This window comes from Serratia sp. SA088, from assembly GCF_049065515.1.
Taxonomy (GTDB): Bacteria; Pseudomonadota; Gammaproteobacteria; order Enterobacterales; family Enterobacteriaceae; genus Serratia; species Serratia nematodiphila.
Window position 1 is genome coordinate 123,496 of sequence record NZ_JBAKGW010000011.1, and the last position, 22,989, is coordinate 146,484.

At 61.7% G+C, this 22,989-nt stretch carries 19 protein-coding genes; 4 read left to right on the forward strand and 15 right to left on the reverse strand.

Annotation, left to right across the window (positions count from 1 at the left end):
- Positions 1-126: 126 nt before the first annotated feature.
- The 4 genes from glrR to purL form a co-directional block, all read right to left on the reverse strand.
- Positions 127-1,467, reverse strand: coding sequence for a two-component system response regulator GlrR (glrR, locus tag ACOWVD_RS22685; RefSeq protein ID WP_004941361.1), 1,341 nt, complete (start codon positions 1,465-1,467; stop codon positions 127-129).
- A complete protein-coding gene (gene qseG, locus ACOWVD_RS22690; RefSeq protein WP_053091219.1) occupies positions 1,464-2,336 on the reverse strand; it encodes a two-component system QseEF-associated lipoprotein QseG in 873 nt (290 codons plus the stop codon). Before qseG ends, glrR begins: the two co-directional genes overlap by 4 nt.
- Positions 2,337-2,339: 3 nt before the next feature.
- On the reverse strand, positions 2,340-3,776 hold the full coding sequence (locus ACOWVD_RS22695; RefSeq protein ID WP_004941357.1) for a sensor histidine kinase: 1,437 nt from the start codon (positions 3,774-3,776) through the stop codon (positions 2,340-2,342).
- A gap of 888 nt (positions 3,777-4,664) precedes the next feature.
- Entirely contained in the window at positions 4,665-8,555 is a 3,891-nt protein-coding gene (purL, locus tag ACOWVD_RS22700; RefSeq protein WP_197763922.1) for a phosphoribosylformylglycinamidine synthase, read from the reverse strand.
- Positions 8,556-8,833: 278 nt separating this feature from the next.
- Between purL and mltF the strand changes: the two genes are divergently transcribed.
- Positions 8,834-10,294: a membrane-bound lytic murein transglycosylase MltF gene (gene mltF, locus ACOWVD_RS22705; protein ID WP_049242188.1), complete on the forward strand. Its 1,461-nt coding sequence runs from the start codon at positions 8,834-8,836 to the stop codon at positions 10,292-10,294.
- On the opposite strand, the gene tadA is transcribed toward mltF, so the two are convergent.
- The gene (tadA, locus tag ACOWVD_RS22710; protein WP_015378796.1) at positions 10,295-10,801 is read right to left on the reverse strand and encodes a tRNA adenosine(34) deaminase TadA; all 507 of its coding nucleotides are present in this window, start codon (positions 10,799-10,801) and stop codon (positions 10,295-10,297) included. It lies immediately after the preceding gene.
- Positions 10,802-10,918: 117 nt separating this feature from the next.
- Between tadA and ACOWVD_RS22715 the strand changes: the two genes are divergently transcribed.
- Positions 10,919-11,971, forward strand: coding sequence for a DUF2157 domain-containing protein (locus ACOWVD_RS22715; protein WP_049242191.1), 1,053 nt, complete (start codon positions 10,919-10,921; stop codon positions 11,969-11,971).
- Positions 11,972-12,019: 48 nt separating this feature from the next.
- Here the strand turns inward: ACOWVD_RS22715 and yfhb are convergent, their stop codons facing one another.
- The 3 genes from yfhb to murQ are packed head-to-tail and all read right to left on the reverse strand — an operon-like array spanning position 12,020 to position 14,959.
- Complete coding sequence (gene yfhb / locus ACOWVD_RS22720; protein ID WP_049242192.1) at positions 12,020-12,676, reverse strand: phosphatidylglycerophosphatase C; 657 nt, start codon at positions 12,674-12,676, stop codon at positions 12,020-12,022.
- Positions 12,677-12,679: 3 nt separating this feature from the next.
- On the reverse strand, positions 12,680-14,047 hold the full coding sequence (locus ACOWVD_RS22725; RefSeq protein ID WP_049242195.1) for a PTS transporter subunit EIIC: 1,368 nt from the start codon (positions 14,045-14,047) through the stop codon (positions 12,680-12,682).
- Between the two features lie 18 nt (positions 14,048-14,065).
- Positions 14,066-14,959 (reverse strand): N-acetylmuramic acid 6-phosphate etherase, encoded by an 894-nt coding sequence (gene murQ, locus ACOWVD_RS22730; RefSeq protein ID WP_049242197.1) that lies wholly within the window; start codon positions 14,957-14,959, stop codon positions 14,066-14,068.
- 167 nt (positions 14,960-15,126) lie between these two features.
- Here murQ and ACOWVD_RS22735 point away from each other — a divergent pair, with 167 nt between their 5' ends.
- Both ACOWVD_RS22735 and ACOWVD_RS22740 read left to right on the forward strand, forming a co-directional pair.
- Positions 15,127-15,975, forward strand: a complete 849-nt coding sequence (locus ACOWVD_RS22735; protein ID WP_164095095.1) for a MurR/RpiR family transcriptional regulator — start codon at positions 15,127-15,129, stop codon at positions 15,973-15,975.
- A gap of 52 nt (positions 15,976-16,027) precedes the next feature.
- Complete coding sequence (locus tag ACOWVD_RS22740) at positions 16,028-16,288, forward strand: YfhL family 4Fe-4S dicluster ferredoxin (RefSeq protein WP_033632309.1); 261 nt, start codon at positions 16,028-16,030, stop codon at positions 16,286-16,288.
- Positions 16,289-16,334: 46 nt separating this feature from the next.
- Here the strand turns inward: ACOWVD_RS22740 and acpS are convergent, their stop codons facing one another.
- The 7 genes from acpS to lepA form a co-directional block, all read right to left on the reverse strand.
- Complete coding sequence (gene acpS, locus ACOWVD_RS22745) at positions 16,335-16,715, reverse strand: holo-ACP synthase (RefSeq protein ID WP_004929169.1); 381 nt, start codon at positions 16,713-16,715, stop codon at positions 16,335-16,337.
- Positions 16,715-17,446 carry a pyridoxine 5'-phosphate synthase gene (gene pdxJ / locus ACOWVD_RS22750; protein ID WP_016929790.1) on the reverse strand — a complete coding sequence of 244 codons (732 nt, stop codon included), beginning with the start codon at positions 17,444-17,446 and terminating at the stop codon, positions 16,715-16,717. The genes acpS and pdxJ overlap by 1 nt, the downstream gene beginning before the upstream one ends.
- Before the next feature lie 71 nt (positions 17,447-17,517).
- Positions 17,518-18,249 carry a DNA repair protein RecO gene (gene recO, locus ACOWVD_RS22755; RefSeq protein WP_004929165.1) on the reverse strand — a complete coding sequence of 244 codons (732 nt, stop codon included), beginning with the start codon at positions 18,247-18,249 and terminating at the stop codon, positions 17,518-17,520.
- A gap of 6 nt (positions 18,250-18,255) precedes the next feature.
- Positions 18,256-19,164 (reverse strand): GTPase Era, encoded by a 909-nt coding sequence (gene era / locus ACOWVD_RS22760; protein WP_004929162.1) that lies wholly within the window; start codon positions 19,162-19,164, stop codon positions 18,256-18,258.
- Positions 19,161-19,841 (reverse strand): ribonuclease III, encoded by a 681-nt coding sequence (rnc, locus tag ACOWVD_RS22765; RefSeq protein WP_004929158.1) that lies wholly within the window; start codon positions 19,839-19,841, stop codon positions 19,161-19,163. Before rnc ends, era begins: the two co-directional genes overlap by 4 nt.
- 234 nt (positions 19,842-20,075) lie before the next feature.
- Positions 20,076-21,053: a signal peptidase I gene (gene lepB, locus ACOWVD_RS22770; protein WP_160125873.1), complete on the reverse strand. Its 978-nt coding sequence runs from the start codon at positions 21,051-21,053 to the stop codon at positions 20,076-20,078.
- Positions 21,054-21,085: 32 nt separating this feature from the next.
- Positions 21,086-22,885, reverse strand: coding sequence for a translation elongation factor 4 (gene lepA / locus ACOWVD_RS22775; RefSeq protein WP_004929150.1), 1,800 nt, complete (start codon positions 22,883-22,885; stop codon positions 21,086-21,088).
- Positions 22,886-22,989: the final 104 nt, after the last annotated feature.

Sequence of the window (22,989 nt, forward strand, 5' to 3'; positions counted from 1 at the left end):
GTACGATCCCGCTTAATACGTTCCATGGTACTCTACGCCGGGGCGCGCCGCGGCAAAGAGAACGGAGTGTAAATCATTCCGCCGGATTTGTTGAGAACCTGCGTGGCAGGCGCCGGCGGGAAACTGTCATTCTTTAAAATCGTTGGCGTCCAGCTCGTGGCGCGACAGCAATTTGTAAAACTCGGTGCGGTTGCGGCCCGCCATGCGCGCGGCCTGGGTCACGTTGCCCTTGGTGATCTGCAGCAGCTTGCGCAGGTAATGCAACTCGAACTGGTTACGCGCTTCGGCAAAGGTCGGCAGCGCGGTATTTTCCCCTTCCAGCGCCTGCTCCACCAACGCTTCGCTGATCACCGGTGCCGAGGTCAGCGCCACGCACTGCTCGATGACGTTGACCAGCTGACGCACGTTGCCCGGCCAGCTGGCGGTCATCAGCCGCTTCATGGCGTCGGTCGAGAAGCTGCGCACGAACGGCTTGTGCCGCTGAGCCGCTTCGCGCAACAGGTGATTGGCCAGCAGCGGGATATCTTCGGCGCGCTCGTTGAGCGCCGGGATCTTGAGGTTCACCACGTTGAGGCGGTAGTAGAGATCCTCGCGGAACTCGTTCTTCGCCATCGCCTTTTGCAGATCGCGGTGGGTGGCGGAGATGATGCGTACGTCAATGTCCAGATCGCGATTGCTACCGAGCGGCCGCACCTTGCGTTCCTGCAGCACGCGCAGCAGCTTCACCTGCAGCGACAGCGGCATATCGCCGATCTCGTCGAGGAACAGCGTGCCGCCCGCCGCCGCCTGGAACAGCCCTTCGCGGCTGCTGACCGCGCCGGTAAAGGCGCCCTTGGCGTGGCCGAACAGTTCGGACTCCAGCAGCTGCTCCGGCAGCGCGCCGCAGTTGATGGCGATGAACGCCTTGCTGGCGCGCGGGCTGGCCGCGTGGATCGCCTGCGCCACCACCTCTTTACCGGTGCCGCTCTGGCCGTTGATCAATACGCTGACGTCGGACTGCGCCACCATTTTCACCTGCTCCAGCAGGCGCAGCATCAACGGGCTGCGGGTGACGATGTCTTCTCGCCAGGCATCGTCGCCGGCCGGGCTGGCCGACAGCGCGAGCGCCTCGTCGATGGCCTTGTACAGCGCATCGCGATCCACCGGTTTGGTGAGAAAGCTGAACACCCCCTGCTGGGTGGCGGCCACCGCATCGGGAATCGAACCGTGCGCGGTGAGAATGATCACCGGCATGCCCGGCTGATGTTTTTGGATCTCGGCGAACAGCGCCATGCCGTCCATCTCATCCATGCGCAGATCGCTGATCACCAGATCGATCTGTTCGCGCGCCAGCAGGCGCAGCGCTTCCTGGCCGCTTTCGGCGGTGGTGACGTGAAAACCTTCGCTGGTCAGGCGCATGCCCAGCAGCTTCAGCAGGCTGGGATCGTCGTCAACCAATAACAGGTTGGCCGGTTTGCGTGCGGTCATTGCGCGTGGGACTCCTTATTGGCAGGGTGCGGCGTATAGGTGTCTTCCGGTTCAACCGGCAGCGCAGTGCCCTTTTCCGGTTCGTCCTGCGGCTCAGCCCCTTTCGCGGCCGCGCCGTTTTTACCGGCAGCTTCGCCCTTTTGCGAGCCTGTGCCGTTGTCCGGTATTTCCCCTTGCAACTGCTTGCGCGATGAGAGCTGGCGCTCGATGTCGGTCAGGTTTTCCAGCTTGCGCGAGGTGTCCTGCAGCTGCGATTGCAAGCGCGCCTGGCTCTGGCGCAGCGAATCGATCTGGCTGTCGCTGCTTTCCTGCAGATGCTGATAACGCGCTTTCTCATCGAACAGCGTGATCTGCAGCATCTGCTGCTGGCGCCACAGCTGCGTCAGTGGACGCAGCGAACCGGGAAACTCCATCCGGTAGCTGTTGATCCTGTCGATCATCTGGCGGCGTTCGCCGGAGGTCGGCTGTGCGCTCCCCAGCAGAATGCTCTGTTTGAAAACGCCGGACCAGCTGTCGCCAGGCACCGTTTTCGCCAGCGCGCGCGCCTGGGTTGAGCCGATGCGATCGGCGCAGTCCATCGCACGCAGCCAGTAGAGCGCGTTATCCAGCGCGTCCTTGTCGTCCAACTGCCACAGGGTATCGCAAGCCGCGGTGCGGTAATCGATCACCTTGGTATCCGGGATCGCTTCTTGCTGCTGAGCGCTCAGGCCGCCGCTGACCGCGCGATCGACGCAGCCCGCCAGCAACAGCGGCATAAAGAAAACGGCGCCCAACCAGCTGATCGGGCGTTTGCCGAGCGGCGCTCTGTGCACGGCACGCGGTGAACGTTCGGTCTGTGAAAGACGAAGGCGCTTAGACCATGTGTACATTATTTATTCATTCTCGGCGGTTAACGGCAGTTCAATGCGGAAGCAGACGTCTGCACCGGCGACCGTCGCCAGTTGCAGCTCACCGCGCATGCGACGGATACAGTCCTGAGCGATGCTCAACCCCAGTCCGCTTCCTTTTACCGCCCCTTTTCGCTGGTGACTACCCTGGAAAAAAGGCTCGAAAATCATGGCTCTTTCAGCCTCGGGGATCGGCGTGCCGGTATTGGCGACGTCGATTTGCACCCGTTGTCCAACCTGACGGCTGCGGATCCAAATGTTACCGGATTCCTTGCCGTAGTGCACCGCATTGGAGTAGAGATTATCCAGCACGCGCATTAATAGCGTAGGCTCTGCCCAGCAGATTTCCGCCTCCAGGGCGATTTCGGTGGAAATCATCTTCGCCCGCGCCGGCAAACTGTGCGCGGCGACCACCAAATCGACCATCTCACGCAGCTCGACGTTCTCGTGTTCCGCCGGGCCGTCGGCCAGTTTGCGGTTGTAATCCAGCAGTTGTTCAATCAGCTGTTGCAGATGACGGCTGCTGTTGTCGAGGATCGCCACCACCTCTTTTTGATCGGAGGTCAGCGGCCCCGCCACTTCGTCTGCCAGCAGTTCGGTTCCTTCACGCATGCTGGCCAGCGGCGTTTTCAACTCGTGCGAGATATGGCGCAAGAACTCGTGGCGCTGCGACTCCAGCCACGCCAACCGTTCGCTCAGCCAGATGATGCGCTGCGCCAGCGAACGCAGCTCGCGCGGCCCTTTGAACGACGCGGTGCTGCCCAGCGCGCGCCCTTCCCCCAGGCGATTGATCATCCGTTCCACGGCCTTGACCGGCCCGATGATCATGCGGGTGAACAGCACCACCAGCAGCACGCTGACCAGGAACAACAGCAGCGCCTGCCAGCCGAAGAACTGACCGCGCTCGGCGATGGCCTGCTGCAGCTGCTGGCCGCGTGAAAACACCACCGCGCGCGTGGCCTGTACCATTTCGGCATTGGATCGCGAGAACGACTCGAGCAGGGCCGAGGCCTCTTGGTCCGGCCCGCTGTTATGGCATTTGATCGCCGCCAACTGGGTCAGCAACTGACGCAGCGTTTGGTAATAACGTTCGTCCGGCAGGATCGGCGCGTGGGCGTCCAGCATCTGCGAATACTGTTTGCGCTGGTTCTGGTACAGCTTCTGCAGCGTAGGATCGACCAGCACGCAGTACTGACGATAGCTGCGCTCCATCTCCAGCGCCACGCTGGTCATCGCCTCGCTGCGCCGCGCGTCCACCAGCGTGGTGCGGTTGATGTCCGCCGCCTGCGCGCTGAGGTGATCCAGGCTCTGGTAGGCTTGATAGGCCAGCACCAACAGCGGCAGCAGCACCAACAGGAAGGCCAGCAGCACCAATTGCCGCAGCGAACGGGGGAATAAACGCCATTTTTTCAACGAAATCATCTCATTCTCTCAGCTCTGTCACGATGCTAACTGACTCGCCGGAAAGAGAAAAGCCCGGCAGGGGAGAATCCTGAACGCGCAAGGAAAAAGCCGCGGGATCGGCGAAGCGCGCCCATAGGCCTGGCCTGCCGACGGCATGCGGCCCCGGTAACATCAACCGGCGCGAAAACGAGAGTATGGGGATAGCGTCTGCGTTCGAGGGCATAGGCAACGAAACGGGCATAAGCGCAGCGTTGAGAATTGACATCGGGGCAAGAAACTTGCCCCAACGCAAGGAAAGTGTGGATGCCCTTAAACCTCGTCCCCAGGGTGATGTAGCGCAGCGGCTGGCATCGAACAGGACGAATAGCATCCGTAAGTATCCAGGATTGATGAACCCTTCATCACAGTTGGATACAGGCGGTGCCTCACTCCACGTGTCGCCCGATGCTTGATAAAGCCGCTTGCGCGGTCTGTTATCGGTTTGGTTGGACGATAGGCACCATTTCTTTGGCATCATTCGGAGGCTTATGAGGCGATTTGCCGTCTAATTACGGCGCCGTCATAAAAAGGTGAATGAGCAGCCGCCGAGAATAATGCACGTAGCGTGCCAGTTTTGCAACAAAAATAATAACACAATGATTTTATTTAAAAATAAAATCACATCAGCAAATCCCCCCCACCCATTACGCACTGATGAGCGATGAAAAAAACGCCGTGCTGTCGCCAAATGCAGACAACTAAAGTCAAACCTGCTTACCTGCAATAAAATCAATAAGTTAAACGTCTCCATTTGGCGACAGGGAAAATAGCGCTTGTCGCAAAATGCAGACACTGCCGCCAGACGGCGAACGCCGGCCATAAAAAAGGGCGCAATTGCTTGCGCCCTCTGTACGGTGGTGGCCGTTTTTAGCCCAGCTGCTTACGGGCGTTGCGGAACATACGCATCCACGGGCTGTCCTCGCCCCACTCTTCCGGGTGCCAGGAGTTGCTGACGGTGCGGAACACGCGCTCCGGGTGCGGCATCATCACCGTGGCGCGCCCGCTGGCGCTGGTCACGGCGGTAATGCCGTTCGGCGAGCCGTTCGGGTTGGCCGGATAAGCTTCCGTCACCTGACCGGCGTTGTTGACGAAACGCAGCGCCACCAGGCCGTGGCTTTCCAACGCCGCCAAATGCGCCGCATCGCGCACTTCGACGTGCCCTTCACCGTGGGAAACGGCGATCGGCATGCGCGAGCCGGTCATGCCCTGCATGAACAGCGACGGGCTGGCCGCCACTTCCACCAGGCTGAAACGCGCCTCGAAGCGATCCGACAGGTTGCGCACGAAGCGCGGCCAGTGTTCGGCGCCCGGGATCAGCTCACGCAGGTTGGACATCATCTGGCAGCCGTTGCACACGCCCAGCGCCAGCGTCTGCGGACGGTGGAAGAACGCTTCAAACTCGTCGCGCACCCGCTCGTTGAACAGGATAGACTTCGCCCAGCCTTCGCCGGCGCCCAGGACGTCGCCGTAAGAGAAGCCGCCGCAGGCCACCAGCGTGTGGAAGTCCTGCAGATCGCGGCGCCCGGCCAGCAGATCGCTCATGTGCACGTCCACGGCGTCAAAGCCGGCGCGGTGGAACGCCGCCGCCATTTCAACGTGGGAGTTCACCCCCTGCTCGCGCAGCACCGCCACTTTCGGGCGAGCGCCCTTGGCGATGTACGGCGCAGCGATGTCTTCCTCGGGTGCGAAGGTCAGCTTCACGTTCAGGCCGGGATCTTGTTCATCCTGCTTGGCCTGATGTTCCTGATCGGCGCACGCCGGGTTGTCGCGCAGGCGCTGCATCTGCCAGGTGGTTTCCGCCCACCAGGTGCGCAGCGTATTGCGGCTTTCGCTGTACAACGCCTTGCCATGTTGGTTGATGACGAAACGATCGCCGGCCTGCGCGCTGCCGATCTGATGCACGTTGTCGGTCAGCCCATGCTGAGCGAACGCCTGCTTCACCTCGTCGAGACGTTCGGCGCTCACCTGGATCACCGCGCCCAGCTCTTCGTTGAACAGCACCGCCAGCGCATCGTCGCCGAGGCCATCGAGGTTAACCTCTACGCCGCAGTGACCGGCAAAGGCCATCTCCGCCAGCGTCACCAGCAGGCCGCCGTCGGCGCGGTCGTGATAAGCCAGCAGCGCGCGATCGGCCACCAGCTGCTGCATGGCGTTGAAGAAGCCCGCCAGCTGCGCGACATCGCGCACATCGGCCGGTTTGTCGCCCAGTTGGCGATAAACCTGCGCCAGCGCGGTAGCGCCCAGCGCGTTATGGCCATTGCCCAGATCGATCAACAGCAGCGCGCTGTCGCCCTTATCGGTGCGCAATTGCGGCGTCACGGTGTGGCGCACGTCTTCCACGCGGGCGAAGGCGGTGATGACCAGCGACAGCGGCGAGGTCATTTCGCGCTGTTCGTCGCCTTCCTGCCAGCGGGTTTTCATCGACATGGAGTCTTTGCCCACCGGGATGGTGATGCCCAGCGCCGGGCACAGCTCTTCGCCCACCGCTTTCACCGCTTCGTACAGGCCGGCGTCTTCGCCCGGGTGGCCGGCGGCGGCCATCCAGTTGGCGGACAGCTTCACGCGCTTCAGGCTGCCGATTTCCGTGGCAGCCAGGTTGGTCAGCGCTTCCCCGACCGCCAGGCGGCCGGAGGCGGCGAAGTCCAGCAGCGCCACCGGCGCACGTTCGCCGAGCGACATCGCCTCGCCGTAGTAGCTGTCCAGGCTGGCGGTGGTGACCGCGCAGTCGGCCACCGGGATCTGCCACGGGCCGACCATCTGGTCACGCGCCACCATGCCGGTAACGGTGCGATCGCCGATGGTGATCAGGAAGGTTTTCTCTGCAACGGCCGGCAGATGCAGCACGCGTTTCACCGCGTCGGCCAGCGTGATGTTCTCACGCTGCACCGGCTGGCCACTCGCCTGCAGACGGGTAACGTCGCGGGTCATTTTCGGCGTCTTGCCGAGCAGCACGTCCAGCGGCATGTCGATCGGCTGGTTGTCGAAGTGACGGTCGTTCAACGTCAGGTGCTGTTCTTCGGTCGCTTCGCCGATCACCGCATAAGGTGCGCGCTCGCGGCGGCAGATCTCGTCGAACTGCGCCATCTGCGCCGGGGCGATCGCCATCACGTAACGTTCCTGCGATTCGTTGCACCACACTTCCAGCGGGCTCATGCCCGGCTCGTCGTTGAGGATATCGCGCAGCTCGAAGCGCCCACCGCGGCCGCCGTCGCTCACCAGCTCCGGCATGGCGTTGGACAGGCCGCCGGCGCCGACGTCATGGATAAACAGGATCGGGTTCTGGTCGCCCAGCTGCCAGCAGCGGTCGATCACTTCCTGACAGCGGCGTTCCATTTCCGGGTTGTCGCGCTGCACCGAAGCGAAGTCCAGATCGGCATCGGACTGGCCGGACGCCATCGAGGACGCCGCGCCGCCGCCCAGGCCGATATTCATCGCCGGGCCGCCCAGCACCACCAGCTTGGCGCCGACGGTGATTTCCCCTTTCTGCACGTGATCGGCGCGGATGTTGCCGATGCCGCCCGCCAGCATGATCGGTTTGTGGTAGCCGCGCAGCTCGACGCCGTTATGGCTGTTGACGCGCTCTTCATAGGTGCGGAAGTAGCCCAGCAGCGCCGGGCGACCGAATTCGTTGTTGAACGCCGCGCCGCCCAGCGGGCCTTCGGTCATGATGTCCAGTGCGGTGACGATGCGTTCCGGTTTGCCGAAGTCCTGCTCCCACGGCTGTTCAAAGCCGGGAATGCGCAGGTTGGACACCGAGAAGCCCACCAGGCCGGCCTTCGGCTTGGCGCCGCGGCCGGTGGCGCCCTCGTCGCGGATCTCGCCGCCGGAGCCGGTCGCGGCGCCCGGCCACGGCGAAATCGCCGTCGGGTGGTTGTGAGTTTCCACCTTCATCAGGATGTGCGCGTCTTCCTGATGGTAATCGTACGTGCCGTTCTCCGGCGCGGCGAAGAAGCGGCCGACCTGCGAACCTTCCATCACGGCGGCGTTGTCTTTATACGCCGACAGCACGTAGTCCGGCGTCTGCTCATAGGTGTTTTTGATCATCTTGAACAGCGATTTAGGCTGCTGCTCGCCGTCGATGATCCAGTCGGCGTTGAAAATCTTGTGGCGGCAGTGCTCAGAGTTGGCCTGCGCGAACATATAGAGTTCGATATCCGTCGGGTTGCGCCCCAAACCGGTAAAGGCATTCAGCAGGTAGTCGATCTCGTCCTGCGCCAGCGCCAGGCCGAGCCGGACGTTGGCTTGCTCCAGCGCGGCGCGCCCTGCGCCCAGCACGTCGACCGACTGATACGGCGCCGGCTGATGGTGCGCGAACAGCTGTTCGGCCTGTTGCAGCTCGCTGAAGACGGTTTCCATCATGCGATCGTGCAACAGCGCGGCGAGCTGCCGCCACTGGGCTTCCGTCAGTTCAGGCGCCTTGACGTAGAACGCCAGACCGCGCTCCAGCCGCAGCACCTGTTGCAGACCGCAGTTGTGGGCGATGTCGGTGGCTTTGGAAGACCAGGGAGAAATGGTGCCCGGACGCGGCGTAACCAGCAGCAGCCGGCCTTCAGGAGCGTGTTCGGCGAGAGAAGGACCGTACTTGAGCAGACGCTGAAGCTTGGCGTGTTCTTCGGCACTTAGCGGTGCGCTGACATCGGCAAAGTGGACGTACTCGGCGTAGATATCACTGACGGGCAGGTGAGCGTCCTGGCAGCGGGACAGCAGTTTGGTAATGCGAAAAGCCGATAAAGCGGGCGAACCACGCAGAATTTCCATAATCAAAGTTCTCTCGTCTTCGAAGCGACGGATAAGACGCTTCATTGGGCGCAACAGGGGAAAACGCGCGTCATTATAGAGAATCCTCGGCGCCGACGAAACCGTTTGCGTAGGGATTATTGATAAAAGCATGCCGCACCGTCGAATTGTCATAACGTGTCAATAAAGTTGCACACTGGCGTTTTGTTGCGCAAAATGCCCCCCGCACTGGTGATTTAACCATGAGAAAAGTCGCGGTTGTCGTCGCCGGCGTACCTGTGCCACCACTGGATAACTATTTGAAACGTCTTAAAATAAACTACATCCTCATCGGCGTTGTCACTCTGCTTCTGGCTCTCGCGCTGTGGCCCAACATCACCTGGCGCAGCGGCCAGGGCGGGCAACTCCAGGAGATCATTTCCCGCGGCGAGTTGCGTATCAGCACGCTGAATTCACCGCTGACCTATTTCAACACCAAGCAAGGGCCGGGTGGGCTCGACTACGAACTGGCCAAGCGCTTCGCCAACTACCTCGGGGTGAAGCTGGTGGTGATCCCCCATCAGAACATCAATGACCTGTTCGACGATCTGGACGACGACGACGCCGACCTGCTGGCGGCGGGCCTGATCTACAACCAGGAGCGCCTCAGCCGCGCGCGCACCGGCCCGGCCTACTACTCCGTTTCCCAACAGCTGGTGTACCGGCTGGGCAACCCGCGGCCGAAAAGCTTCGCCGACATCAAAGGCAAGCTGGCGGTCGCCTCCGGTTCCGCGCACGTCAGCACGCTAAAACAGCTCAAGCAGGATAAATACCCGGATCTCGCCTGGGAGTCCTCCAGCGATCTCACCTCCAAAGAGCTGCTGGAACGGGTGGCCGACGGCAAGCTGGACTACACCCTCGGCGATTCGGTGACCATCGCGCTGCTGCAGCGCATCCATCCGCAGCTGGCGGTGGCGTTCGACGTCACCGACGAAGAACCGGTCACCTGGTACCTGAAACGCGACGGCGACGACAGCCTGTACGCGGCGATGCTGGACTTCTACAGCCAGATGGTGGACGACGGCACCCTGGCGCGGCTGGAAGAGAAATACCTCGGCCACGTCGGCAGCTTCGACTATGTGGATACCAAAACCTTCCTGTCGGCCATCGATTCGGTGCTGCCCAACTTCCGCCCGCTGTTCGAGAAGCACGCCAACGAGATCGACTGGAAGCTGCTGGCGGCCATCGCCTATCAGGAATCGCACTGGAATCCGCAGGCCACCTCCCCCACCGGCGTGCGCGGCCTGATGATGCTGACCCGCGCCACCGCCGACGGCCTGGGGGTCAACGATCGCCTCGATCCGGAAGAGAGCATTCAGGGCGGCGCCCTGTACCTGCAGCGGCTGATGGCCAAGGTGCCGGACAGCGTGCCGGAAGACGAACGCATCTGGTTCTCGCTGGCGGCCTACAACATGGGTTGGGGCCATATGCTGGACGCGCGCAAGCTGACCAAGACGCAAAAAGGCAACCCGGACAGCTGGGTCGACGTCAAGCAGCGCCTGCCGATGCTCAGCCAAAAGCGCTACTACCCGCAGCTGACCTATGGCTATGCGCGCGGGCGTGAAGCCTACAACTATGTAGAAAACATCCGCCGCTACCAGGTCAGCCTGGTGGGCTATCTGCAGGAAAAAGAGAGAAAGGCGGCGCAGGCGGCCGCCGAGCAGGAAGCGTTGGGGAAAGGCTATCCGACGGTGATGCCGGAACTGGCGCTCAACTACTGATTATTCCGGCTTATCCGCCGCCCGCTGCGCCAGCCTGAGCGCTTTTTTCTGTTCGCGGCGCAGGCGGAAGAAATTGCTCAGGGTGGCGGCGCATTCGTCCGCCAGCACGCCCGAGACGATCTCCACCTGATGGTTCATGCCCGGATGGCGCAGAATGTCCACCAGCGAGCCGGCCGCGCCGGTTTTCTCGTCGGCGGCGCCGTACACCAACCGGCGGATGCGGCTGTGCACCATCGCGCCGGCGCACATCACGCAGGGCTCCAGCGTGACGTACAGCGTGGCGTTCAGCAGGCGATAGTTTTGCAGCACCGCGCCGCCCTGGCGCAGCGCCATGATCTCGGCGTGTGCGGTAGGATCGTGGCGGCCGATCGGCCGGTTCCAGCCCTCGCCGATGACCTGATTGTCCAGCACCAGCAGCGCACCCACCGGCACCTCGCCCTCTTCCTGCGCGCGCAGGGCCAGCTGCAATGCCTGACGCATCCAGTACTCATCGTTATATTCAGTCATCGCATAATTCCTCGTGCGCTTTTGCGGCGGGCATTATACACACTAGCCCTCCTTTGTCGTAGCCGCCCGCCAATGGCTATACTGGCCGAATCGGCATGTGATTCAGGGACAAGAAGCATGAAACTCAGTAAAAAGAACGCCGTCGTGGTGCGCAAGGCGCTGGACGGCTGGGTTGGGGAAGGCGCCATGACGCCCGAACAACGGCAGCAACTGCTGCAGCATGTGGACGTGCAACCTTTCGACTGGCGGCGGCTGGCGCGCTATGCGTTTCTCGCCGCGCTGGCCTCGTTGCTGATCGCCGTCACCAGCCTGTTCGCCGACAGCGCACTGCTTGAATGGCTGAGCGAACTCTTCCGCTTCGACGCGCCGGTGCGCATGGCGATCGCCGGCGTACTGGCGGCGCTGGCCTATGTCTGGGCGCTGCGCCGCCGCCAACGGCACCCGGAAAAACGTTACGGCAACGAGGCGGCATTGTTTGTCGCCGTGTTGCTCACCGCCTGCGCCTTATGGCAACTGGGCGTCTGGCTGGATAACGGCAGCGGGCGGGTTTCCGTACTGCTGCTGGTCGCCGCGCTGCTGTACGGCGCGATCGGCTGGTTCAGCCGCTCCGGGCTGGTATGGTGGTTCGCCCTGCTGTCGCTCGGCAATGCCTTCGGCGCCGAGACCGGCTACCTGTCCGGCTGGGGCGCCTACTGGCTCGGCATGAGCTACCCGATTCGCTTTATCGCCTTCGGCGGGGTGCTGATCGCCGCCGCATTGCTGCTGCGGCCGCTCTTGGCGCAGCGCGGCCTGCAGCGGGTGTCGCTGGCGATGGGCCTGCTGTACCTGTTCATCGCGCTGTGGCTGCTGTCTATCTTCGGCAACTACGGCGATCTCGACAGCTGGTACCGCGCGCGCCAGATTGAGCTGTTCCACTGGAGCCTGCTGTTCGGGCTGGCCGCCCTCGCCGCCATCTGGCTGGGGTTGAAGCATGACGACGCCATGCTGCGCGGTTTCGGGCTGACCTTCCTCGGCATCAACCTCTATACCCGCCTGTTCGAGTTTTTCTGGGACAGCATGCCGAAAACGATTTTCTTCGCGCTGCTCGGCCTGAGCCTGTGGGCGTTGGGGCATTATGCGGAGAAGATTTGGCAGCTGGGGCGCAAGCCGCACGACGTAAGCGACGACTGATCGCGGTACCGATAAAAGCAACCAAGGGCGGAATTCTCCGCCCTTGGTTTATTCCAGCTGCTGCAGCTCGCCCTGCTTGCTCACCCGCCAGCGGTGCTCGCAAAAGAACAGCAGCGGGTTATCCTGCTTGCTGTCGCTGTAACCGCTGTACAGCTTCAGCGGCGCGCCGAGCCGCTGTTCCAGCTGCACCACTTTCTGCGCCCCCAGGCAGCGCAGGGTCAAGACCCATCCGCCGCAGCGGCGCGTGATGCGGCTGCCGATCAACCGCACCCGCGGCAGAAACGCCGAATCCCGATACACCTGCGCCACCAGTTGCTCCGGCGAGCCGGTAATCAGCCACACCTCGGCATCGTGCTCCTCCAGATACTGCCGCAGCCGCATTTGCACCACCGGAAACGCGGTCACCTTCTGGCGAAAGGCCTCGATAAACTGCCGCTCCAGCGCCTTCAGCGTCGCTTCGGAACGCCCGAAAGTGATAGCCCACAGCAGCAGGCTCATCGGCCAGCGCGCAGCGCGCCCCAGCAGCAACAGCGCCAGGCCGATCGGCAGCAGCAGCGGCACTACCAGCAGCAGGTTCAGCGGTAGGCGGCGCAGCAGGAAGCGCAAGAAACTGCCGAACATATCCTCCTGATGCAGGGTGCCGTCCAGATCGAAAAACACCACGCGGCGCCCTGCTGCGGCCGGTTGTTGCTGCTTGTCGCTCAAACGCTACTCCTCGGGATCGTTGAACCCCATCATCCAGGTGAAGAGAAAACCGGCGATAATCGTAATCAGCATCCCCGCCAGATACAACATCACCTTACCTGAGACGATGGTCAACGCCAAAGGCAGCCCCGAAATGCCGAAGGTGATCACCGTCGCCACCTTCCAGTAGCTGATCAGCGCACCGCCGACCGCGCCGCCGAGGCAGGCGCCGATAAACGGCCGGCCCAGCGGCAGCGTCACCCCGAAGATCAGCGGCTCGCCGATGCCGAGAATGCCGACCGGCAACGCCCCTTTGATCACCTTCTTCAGCCGCGCGTTGCGGGTTTTCAGCAGCACCGCCAGCGCCGCCCCCACCTGACCGACGCCGGCCATCGCCAGGATCGGCAACAGCGGGTTGGAACCGTGCGCCTGCACCAGCTCGACGTGGATCGGCACCAGCCCCTGATGCAGGCCGGAGAGCACCAGCGGCAGGAACAGCCCGGAGAGCAGCGCCCCCACCAGCAGCCCGCCCTTGTCGATCGCCAGATTGGCGCCGTGGGCGATGGCATCGGAAATAACCCCCCCGAGCGGCTGCAGGATCAGGATCGCCAATGAGGCAGTCACCAGCGTGGTCAGCAATGGGTTAAGGATCAGTTCGACCGACTCCGGCAACAGCGTGCGCAGGCGCTTCTCCACCCAGCACATCAACGCCACCACCAACAATACGGCGATCACCCCGCCGCGCCCCGGCTGCAGCGCCTCGCCGAACAGGGTGATCTGCGCCAGCGCCGGACTGGAGAGAATGCCGGCCATCACGCCGCCCATCGCCTGCGAACCGCCAAACACCCGCGCGGCGTTGACCCCAACCAGAATGTTCATAATGGCGAACACCGCGCTGCCGAAGATCGCCAGCAGCCCCAGCACGTTCGGGTAGTCCACCGCCAGCTGGCCGGCGATGTCGGGCCGTTTCAGCAGGTTGATGATACCGGTGATCAGCCCCGAGGCGATAAACGCCGGGATCAGCGGAATAAAGACATCGGCCAGCTTTTTCAGCGCGCCGCTCATCGGCGCAGCGTATTTTTGCTTGGCCTGCGCCTTGGTGCGGGCGGCGTCACCGACGGCGGCAACGGGCTGCGCATCACCGCTCAACAGCCCGCGCATGGCGTCCACCACCTTGGCGGCGGCGCCCGGACCGACGATAAACTGATGCTGTTCACCCTGTTTGATATAGCCCTTCACCCCCGGCAGCTGCTTGAGGGCGGCCAGATCCAGCCGCTGCTCATCGCTGACCTCGACGCGCACCCGCGTCATGCAGTTTTCCAGTTTGAGGATATTGCCCTCGCCCCCCACGCCCGCCAGGAGCTGTGTCGCCAATGCCGTTGTCTTGTCCATCGCCGCCCCCACCGTGAATTAACGCGCCAGCGCCGCGCGCAGGTAGCCATCGTGCCGCTGCAGCCGCTGCTGCGCCTCTTCGGCGCTGACGCCGGCTAAAATCATCAGGATCGCCGGTTTAACCTCAAAGCCGGTCTGCGCCAGCGCCGCCTCCGCCTGAGCGCGTTCGGCGCCGGTGGCCTCCATCACGATGCGGCAGGCGCGATCCACCAGTTTGACGTTGGTGGCCTTCACGTCCACCATCAGGTTCTGGTAGACCTTGCCCAGTTTGACCATCGCACCGGTCGACAGCATGTTGAGTACCAGTTTCTGCGCGGTGCCGGATTTCAGGCGCGTTGAGCCGGTCAGCGCCTCCGGCCCCACCACCGGCGAAATCGCCACCTGTGCTTCGTGCGCAATCGGCGAATCCGGGTTACAGGAGATGGCCGCCGTCGGGCAGCCCAGCCCGCACGCATAGCGCAGTGCGCCGATCACGTAGGGCGTGCGCCCCGAGGCCGCCAGCCCCACCACCATATCGACGGCGGTGAGGTTCAGCGCCCGGAGATCGGCTTCACCCAGCGCCTCGTCATCTTCCGCCCCCTCCACCGCTTTGAGCAGCGCGCCCGGCCCGCCGGCGATTAGCCCCACCACCACGCCGTGCGGCACGCCGAAGGTCGGCGGGCACTCGGAAGCGTCCAATACGCCCAGGCGACCACTGGTGCCGGCGCCCAAATAAATCAACCGGCCGCCGGCCTTCAACGCCGCCGCGGCCAAATCGACCGCCTGCGCGATCGCCGGCAACACCTTTTCGATAGCCTCCGGCACCTTGCGATCTTCCTGGTTAAAGCAACGAACCATGTCCAGCGTCGACATTTCATCCAGCCCCATGGTGGCCGGGTTGCGGGTTTCCGATACCAGTGCGCCTAAGTTCATCTGTTCACCTTTGAATTTTTAATTCACATAATTAAATCAATATTTGAATATTTTATTCAACAAAGCGAGCGCTATTTGCTATTTTAACGGTGAGCTCACAAAAATTTTCACCGCGCGTTTTCGCCCTCTGCATGGCAAAATGGCCGCTGGTTTCCAGGGAAAGAACAATGAGTACCCTTCTGCGCATTCGCCAGATGTATCCGACACTGGCGCAAAACGACCGCAAGCTGGCGGACTTTCTGCTGAATAACGCCGAGCAGGCGCGCCATCTCAGCTCGCAAAAACTGGCTCAGTTGGCCGGCGTTAGCCAGTCGAGCGTGGTGAAGTTCGCCCAAAAGCTGGGCTATAAAGGTTTCCCGGCGCTGAAGCTGGCGCTGAGCGAAACGCTGGCCCAGCCGCAGGCAGAACCGGTAGTGACCGTTCATAACCACATTCTCAGCAGCGACACGCTGAAAATCGTCGGTGAAAAGCTGCTGGCGGAAAAGCAGGCGGCGCTGCGCGCGACGCTGGACATCAACAGCGAAGAGCGGCTGCATCAGGCGCTGGACATGCTGCGCCAGGCGCGCCGAGTGATGCTGATCGGCATCGGCGCCTCCGGGCTGGTGGCCAAGGATTTTTCCTTCAAGCTGCTGAAAATTGGCGTGATGGCGGTGGCCGAAGCGGATATGCACGTCCAACTGGCGGCGGTGCAGGCGCTGGACAAACGCGATCTGCTGCTGGCTATCTCCTTCAGCGGCGAGCGGCGTGAAATCAATCTGGCGGCGGAAGAAGCGCGCCAGGCCGGCGCCAGGGTGCTGGCGCTGACCAGCTTCTCGCCCAACGGCCTGCAGCAACGCGCCGATCACTGCCTCTATACCATCGCCGAAGAGCCCCGCACCCGCAGCGCGGCCATCTCCTCCAGCACCGCCCAGTTCGCCCTCACCGACCTGCTGTTTATGGCGCTGATCCAGCACGATCTCGATCATGCCCGCGATCGCATCAAACACAGCGAACAGTTAATGAAAAAGTTGGTTTGACCGGTATAATTGCCGCTGCGAAAATACCCCTGTTAATAATGAGAGATACGCCATGGCCCTGCTAATCACACGCAAATGCATCAACTGCGACATGTGCGAGCCGGAATGCCCGAACCAGGCAATTTCGATGGGCGATGAGATCTACCAGATCGATACCGATCGCTGCACCGAGTGCGTTGGCCATTACGATACGCCAACCTGTCAGCAGGTCTGCCCCATCGACAACACCATTATCACCGATCCGCAGCATCGTGAGACCAACGAACAGCTGTGGGACAAGTTCGTGGTGTTGCACCACGCCGATCGCATTTAACCCGCCGCAGGACTGACAAGGGCGCCGCAGGGCGCCCTTTCTATTTTCAGCTTTCGACGATCACCGTCGCGCAGGCATAGCGCCTTTCATCGGCCAGCGAAACATGGATCGCGGTGACCCCCATCTCCCCCGCCAGCTCGGCGGCGCGGCCGTGCAAACGAATATTCGGTTTGCCCAACGCATCGTTGAACACCTCGAACTGGTTGAACGCCAGGCCGTTGCGAATGCCGGTGCCGAACGCCTTGGCGGCGGCCTCTTTCACCGCGAAACGCTTGGCCAGAAAGCGAATCGGCTGCTGGTGCTGCTGATACAGCGCCCACTCGGCGTCGCTCAGCACGCGGCGCGCCAGACGATCGCCACTGCGCTCCACCACCGCCTCGATACGCGCCATCTCGACGATGTCGGTACCCAGCCCGAGCACCGCCATTACCGGCGCGCTTCCCGCATCAGCACTTTCATGTCGGCAACCGCAGCCGGCAGACCGCTCATCACCGCCTGGCCGATAATCGCATGGCCGATGTTCAGCTCGTGCATTTCCGGCAGCGCGGCAATCGGCTGCACGTTGTGGTAGGTCAGGCCGTGGCCGGCGTTGACCTTCAGCCCCTTCTCGGCCGCGTAGGCTGCGGCGACCGCGATGCGGCGCAGCTCGGCCTGTACCGCCAGCTCGCCCTGCGCTTCGGCGTAGGCGCCGGTGTGGATTTCGATATAGGGTGCGCCCACCGCCACCGCCGCGTCGATCTGGCGATGATCGGGATCGATGAACAGCGAAACCAGAATGCCCGCCTGCGCCAGGCGCTCGACCGCCACGCTCATTTTGTCCAGCTGGCCGGCGACGTCCAGGCCGCCTTCGGTGGTCACTTCCTCGCGTTTTTCCGGCACCAGGCAGCAGAAATGCGGCTGCAGCTCAATGGCGATGTCCAGCATCTCGTCGGTCACCGCCATCTCCAGGTTCATGCGCGTCTGGATGGTCTGGCGCAGCAAGCGCACGTCGCGGTCGGTGATGTGGCGGCGATCTTCGCGCAGATGCACGGTAATGCCGTCGGCCCCCGCCTGTTCGGCAATGAATGCCGCCTGAACCGGATCCGGGTATTGGGTTCCGCGCGCGTTACGTAACGTGGCGATGTGATCGATATTGACGCCCAGCAGCAAATCAGCCATGACAACCTCTAAATACGATTTTCAGTGCCAGCAGTTTACACGCGGGCGCAGGGCGGAAAAAGGGGAAAAGGTCAGGCGTCGTCAACCGGCGTATTCGGCTGTTTGCGCACGAATTGGCGAAACAGTTCGCGGCTCTTCAACGGTTTGCCGCCGAGGTAGGGTTTCAGCGCCATGCGGGTGAAACGCTTGGCGGCGCGCAGCGTCTCGGCATCGGGAAACTGCCGCTCCGCCAGCGCGCGCAGTTCACGCCCGGTGAAGCTGTAGTGATCCACCACCAGGCTGGCGATAAAGCCTTTCTCTTCGCGGTAACGGTAGGTCATGGCGTCATCCACCGGCAGGCCGCTGCCGGCGCAGTGCAGAAAATCGAGGCCGTAGCCGAGATGATGCAACAAGGCCAGCTCGAACTGGCGCAGCGCCTGTTCCGGCGAACTGTCTTCCGCCGCCAGCGCCTGCAGGCATTGCAAGTAGTCGAAGAACAGCACCGAGTAGTTGGTTTCCTGCTCCAGCACGCGCGCCAGCAGTTCGTTCACGTACAGGCCGCTGTAAAGCATCATGCCGCTGAGGGGTAAACCGAGAGAGACCGCTTCGGCGTTGCGCAGCGTTTTCACTTCGCCGCGGCCGCCCCAGCGCACTAACAGGGGGGTAAAGGGTTGCAGGCAACCCTTCAGATTGGAGCGGCGGCTGCGCGCGCCTTTCGCCAGCAAGCGCACCCGCCCATGACCTTCGGTAAACAGATCCAGCATCAGACTGGTTTCACTGTACGGCCGCCCATGCAGGACGAAAGCGCGCTCCCAGCCGTCCACGGATCGTTACTTCAGATCGTCAACATAGCCCAGGCTGCGCAGCGCACGTTCGTCGTCCGCCCAACCGGATTTCACTTTCACCCACAGCTCGAGATGCACTTTGGCGTCGAACATCTGTTCCATGTCCTGACGCGCTTCGATGCCGATGGTTTTGATCTTGGCGCCCTTGTTGCCGATGACCATTTTCTTCTGGCCTTCGCGCTCAACCAGGATCAGGCCGTGCACATCGTAGCCGCCGCGATCGTTAGCCACGAACTGTTCGATTTCCACCGTCACCGAGTACGGCAGCTCTTCGCCCAGGAAACGCATCAGCTTCTCGCGGATGATCTCGGACGCCATAAAGCGCTGGGAGCGATCGGTGATGTAATCTTCCGGGAAGTGGTGTTCCGCTTCCGGCAACAGCTTGCGCACGATGCCGGCGATGGTGTCGACGTTCATCCCTTTCTCGGCGGAGATAGGCACCACGTCGAGGAAGTTCATCTGCTGGCTGAGGAACGCGATGTGCGGCAACAGCTTGGATTTGTCGGTAACGTTATCGACCTTGTTGATCGCCAGCAATACCGGGCAGCGCAGGCTGCGCAGCTTGTTGACCACCATTTCGTCGTCGGCGGTCCAGTTGGTGCCTTCGACCACGAAGATCACCAGCTCAACGTCGCCGATCGAGCTGCTGGCCGCACGGTTCATCAAACGGTTGATGGCGCGTTTTTCTTCGATGTGCAGCCCGGGGGTATCGACGTAGATCGCCTGATAGGCGCCATCGGTGTCGATGCCCATGATGCGGTGACGGGTCGTCTGCGGCTTACGCGACGTAATGGAAACCTTCTGCCCCAGCAGTTGGTTCAGCAACGTCGATTTGCCCACGTTCGGGCGGCCGACGATGGCGATAAACCCGCAGTGTTGTTTTACTTCGCTCATTCAAGCTCCAGCTTTTTCAGCGCTTGTTCCGCTGCCGCCTGCTCGGCTTTACGGCGGCTCGAGCCGGTGCCCACCACGGGCTCGCTCAAACCACTCACCTGGCAGTGGATGGTAAACTCCTGGTCGTGCGCTTCACCGCGAACCTGCACCACCAAATAAGAAGGCAACGGCAGATGACGCCCCTGCAAAAATTCCTGCAAACGGGTTTTCGGGTCTTTCTGCTTATCACCGGGGCTGATTTCGTCCAACCGGCTGCGATACCAGTCCAAAATCAGACGCTCGACGGTCTGGATGTCGCTGTCCAGGAACACGCCGCCGATCAATGCCTCCACCGTATCCGCCAGGATTGACTCGCGGCGGAACCCACCACTTTTCAATTCGCCCGGCCCAAGCCGCAGACATTCGCCCAGGTCAAACTCGCGCGCCATCTCCGCCAGCGTGTTGCCGCGCACCAGCGTGGCGCGCATGCGGCTCATGTCGCCCTCGTCTACGCGAGGAAAACGGTGATAGAGCGCATTGGCGATGACAAAGCTCAGAATCGAGTCACCCAGAAACTCAAGACGTTCATTGTGTTTACTGCTGGCGCTGCGGTGAGTCAAAGCCTGCAGTAAAAGCTCCTGCTGTTGAAAAGTGTAGCCCAGCTTCCGCTGCAGCCTGTTTATTACGATGGGGTTCATGAGTTACCAATAGATCAAGAATGCGTCAAAAACTTGCAGCACACGGAACAGGCCTGCTTCGCCGAAAGCCGATCCAAAGCTGTTTCGTTTGCAGTGGCTCCCAGCAGGAGCCAACTTTTATCGCTCGAGAAGGTATTCTACAACGAGTGGAAACATAATGCTGTGTTTATATCCTCTTAATCTTTCACGCCGCAGTAGGCTGCGGCGTGAAATTGACAGGGAATAAATCAGCGATTAATGAATGCCGCCGATCCGGCTGAAACGCACGCCGGTAGGCCACTCGCCTTCCTGTTTTTCAAAGCTCATCCAGATGGCCGTGGCTTTGCCCACCAGATTCTTCTCCGGCACAAAGCCCCAGTAACGGCTGTCCGCGCTGTTGTCACGGTTGTCGCCCATCATGAAGTAATGCCCGGCCGGCACCACCCACTCCGCCAACGGTTTGCCCGGCTGTTGGTAGTAAGCGCCCACTCGATCCTGCGCGTCCGGCACGGTCAGGATGCGGTGCGTGACGTTACCGAGGCTTTCCTGGCGCTCACGCATGCGAATGCCGCCCGACGGCACGCTATCGTTCAGCGGGATCTGGTAGAAGCCGTTGCTGGCCTCGCCCATGCCGCTGCGGCTGAACAGCTGCACGAAGTCGCTCGGCTGCGCATCGGCGTAGGTCACGGCCAGCGCGGTATCACAGGACTGCCCGCTGTTGCAGGACGGCTGCACCGTGACGCGCTTATTCACCGGATCGTAAGTAATACGGTCGCCCGGCAGGCCAATCACGCGCTTGATATAATCCAGTTTCGGATCCAGCGGATATTTAAATACCGCAATATCACCACGCTTCGGATGGCCGGTTTCAATGAGCGTCGTCTGGGTAATCGGATCTTTAATGCCGTAGGCATATTTCTCCACCAGAATGAAATCGCCAATCAACAGCGTCGGCATCATTGAGCCGGACGGGATCTGGAACGGTTCGTAAATAAACGAACGCACCACAAACACCAGCAGCAACACCGGGAAGACCGATGCGCCGGTCTCCACCCAGCCTGGCTGCTTCGCCACTTTCGCCAGCGTTTTATCGTCTACGGCGCCCGCGGTCTGCTCGTTGACCGCCGCAATCTTCGCGCGGCGGGCCGGCGCCCATTTAAAGCGCTCGAAGCACCAGATGATCCCGGTGACCAGGGTGGCCAACGCCAGGATCAGGGCAAACATATTCGCCATGCAAACTCCCTCGTTTCGCGAACTCGTCGCGGTTACTTGCCGTCTTTACCGACGTGCAGAATGGCCAGGAACGCTTCCTGCGGCAGCTCGACGTTGCCGACCTGCTTCATGCGCTTCTTACCGTCTTTCTGCTTCTGCAGCAGCTTTTTCTTACGGCTGACGTCACCGCCGTAGCATTTCGCCAGCACGTTTTTACGCAGCTGCTTCACGGTGGAGCGCGCGATGATGTGCGTGCCGATCGCCGCCTGAATCGCGATGTCGAACTGCTGACGCGGGATCAGATCTTTCATCTTCTCCACCAATTCACGGCCGCGGTACTGCGAGTTGTCGCGGTGAGTGATCAGCGCCAGCGCATCCACGCGCTCGTTGTTGATCAGCACGTCCACGCGCACCATGTCGGAGGCCTGGAAGCGCTTGAAGTTGTAATCCAGCGACGCATAACCGCGCGACGTGGACTTCAGGCGGTCGAAGAAGTCGAGCACCACTTCCGCCATCGGGATTTCATAAGTCAGCGCCACCTGGTTGCCGTGGTAGACCATGTTGGTCTGCACGCCGCGCTTCTCAACGCACAGGGTGATGACGTTGCCCAGGTATTCCTGCGGCATCAGCATGTGACATTCGGCGATCGGCTCGCGCAGTTCCTGGATGTTGTTCAACGGCGGCAGCTTGGATGGGCTGTCGACGTAGATCACTTCCTTGCCGGTGGTTTCCACTTCATAGACTACCGTCGGCGCGGTGGTGATCAGATCCAGATCGTATTCACGCTCCAGACGCTCCTGAATGATCTCCATGTGCAGCAGACCGAGGAAGCCGCAGCGGAAGCCGAAGCCCAACGCGGTGGAGCTTTCCGGTTCGTAGAACAGGGAGGCGTCGTTAAGGCTCAGCTTGCCCAGCGCATCGCGGAAAGATTCATAGTCGTCGGAGCTGATCGGGAACAGACCGGCGTACACCTGCGGCTTCACTTTCTTGAAGCCCGGCAACGCTTTATCCGCCGGCTGACGCGCCTGCGTCAGGGTATCGCCCACCGGCGCGCCGAGGATGTCTTTGATCGCACAGACCAGCCAGCCCACTTCGCCGCAGTTCAGCACGTCGCGATCGACCTGCTTCGGCGTGAAGATGCCCAAACGATCGGCGTTATACACCTGGCCGGTGCTCATGACCTTGATCTTGTCGCCCTTGCGCAGCGTGCCGTTCTTGACGCGCACCAGCGACACGACGCCCAGGTAGTTATCGAACCAGGAGTCGATGATCAGCGCCTGCAGCGGCGCATCCGGATCGCCCTGCGGCGGCGGAATGTCGCGCACCAGGCGCTCCAGCACGTCAGGCACACCGACGCCGGTTTTGGCCGAGCAGCGCACGGCATCGGTGGCGTCGATGCCGACGATGTCTTCGATTTCCTGCGCGGCGCGATCCGGATCGGCGGCCGGCAGGTCGATTTTGTTCAACACCGGCACCACTTCCAGATCCATTTCGATCGCGGTGTAGCAGTTGGCCAGCGTCTGGGCTTCTACGCCCTGGCCAGCGTCCACCACCAGCAGCGCGCCTTCGCAGGCCGCCAGCGAGCGGGAAACTTCATAGGAGAAGTCAACGTGGCCTGGGGTGTCGATAAAGTTAAGCTGATAGGTCTGCCCATCCTGCGCTTTATAATCCAGCGTCACGCTCTGCGCCTTGATGGTGATGCCGCGCTCGCGCTCCAGATCCATGGAATCGAGCACCTGCGCAGCCATTTCACGGTCGGTCAAGCCACCGCAGATTTGGATAATGCGGTCAGACAGCGTCGACTTACCGTGGTCAATATGGGCAATAATGGAGAAATTTCGTATATGCTTCATTATAAAAGTTTTTCTGCCTTGGTATTTCTGAATTACTCGCCTATAGAAACCCGCATGGACCTAAAGCGACAGTGAATGGGTGAGGCCGTCTTGCACCTGAATCG

Bases quoted from the DNA above. Each gene is read 5' to 3' on its own strand.
- glrR (WP_004941361.1), bottom strand. From the start codon at position 1,467: ATGACCGCACGCAAACCGGCCAACCTGTTATTGGTTGACGACGATCCC.
- qseG (WP_053091219.1), bottom strand. From the start codon at position 2,336: ATGTACACATGGTCTAAGCGCCTTCGTCTTTCACAGACCGAACGTTCA.
- ACOWVD_RS22695 (WP_004941357.1), bottom strand. From the start codon at position 3,776: ATGATTTCGTTGAAAAAATGGCGTTTATTCCCCCGTTCGCTGCGGCAA.
- purL (WP_197763922.1), bottom strand. From the start codon at position 8,555: ATGGAAATTCTGCGTGGTTCGCCCGCTTTATCGGCTTTTCGCATTACC.
- tadA (WP_015378796.1), bottom strand. From the start codon at position 10,801: ATGACTGAATATAACGATGAGTACTGGATGCGTCAGGCATTGCAGCTG.
- ACOWVD_RS22715 (WP_049242191.1), top strand. From the start codon at position 10,919: ATGAAACTCAGTAAAAAGAACGCCGTCGTGGTGCGCAAGGCGCTGGAC.
- ACOWVD_RS22725 (WP_049242195.1), bottom strand. From the start codon at position 14,047: ATGGACAAGACAACGGCATTGGCGACACAGCTCCTGGCGGGCGTGGGG.
- murQ (WP_049242197.1), bottom strand. From the start codon at position 14,959: ATGAACTTAGGCGCACTGGTATCGGAAACCCGCAACCCGGCCACCATG.
- ACOWVD_RS22735 (WP_164095095.1), top strand. From the start codon at position 15,127: ATGAGTACCCTTCTGCGCATTCGCCAGATGTATCCGACACTGGCGCAA.
- ACOWVD_RS22740 (WP_033632309.1), top strand. From the start codon at position 16,028: ATGGCCCTGCTAATCACACGCAAATGCATCAACTGCGACATGTGCGAG.
- acpS (WP_004929169.1), bottom strand. From the start codon at position 16,715: ATGGCGGTGCTCGGGCTGGGTACCGACATCGTCGAGATGGCGCGTATC.
- pdxJ (WP_016929790.1), bottom strand. From the start codon at position 17,446: ATGGCTGATTTGCTGCTGGGCGTCAATATCGATCACATCGCCACGTTA.
- era (WP_004929162.1), bottom strand. From the start codon at position 19,164: ATGAGCGAAGTAAAACAACACTGCGGGTTTATCGCCATCGTCGGCCGC.
- rnc (WP_004929158.1), bottom strand. From the start codon at position 19,841: ATGAACCCCATCGTAATAAACAGGCTGCAGCGGAAGCTGGGCTACACT.
- lepB (WP_160125873.1), bottom strand. From the start codon at position 21,053: ATGGCGAATATGTTTGCCCTGATCCTGGCGTTGGCCACCCTGGTCACC.
- lepA (WP_004929150.1), bottom strand. From the start codon at position 22,885: ATGAAGCATATACGAAATTTCTCCATTATTGCCCATATTGACCACGGT.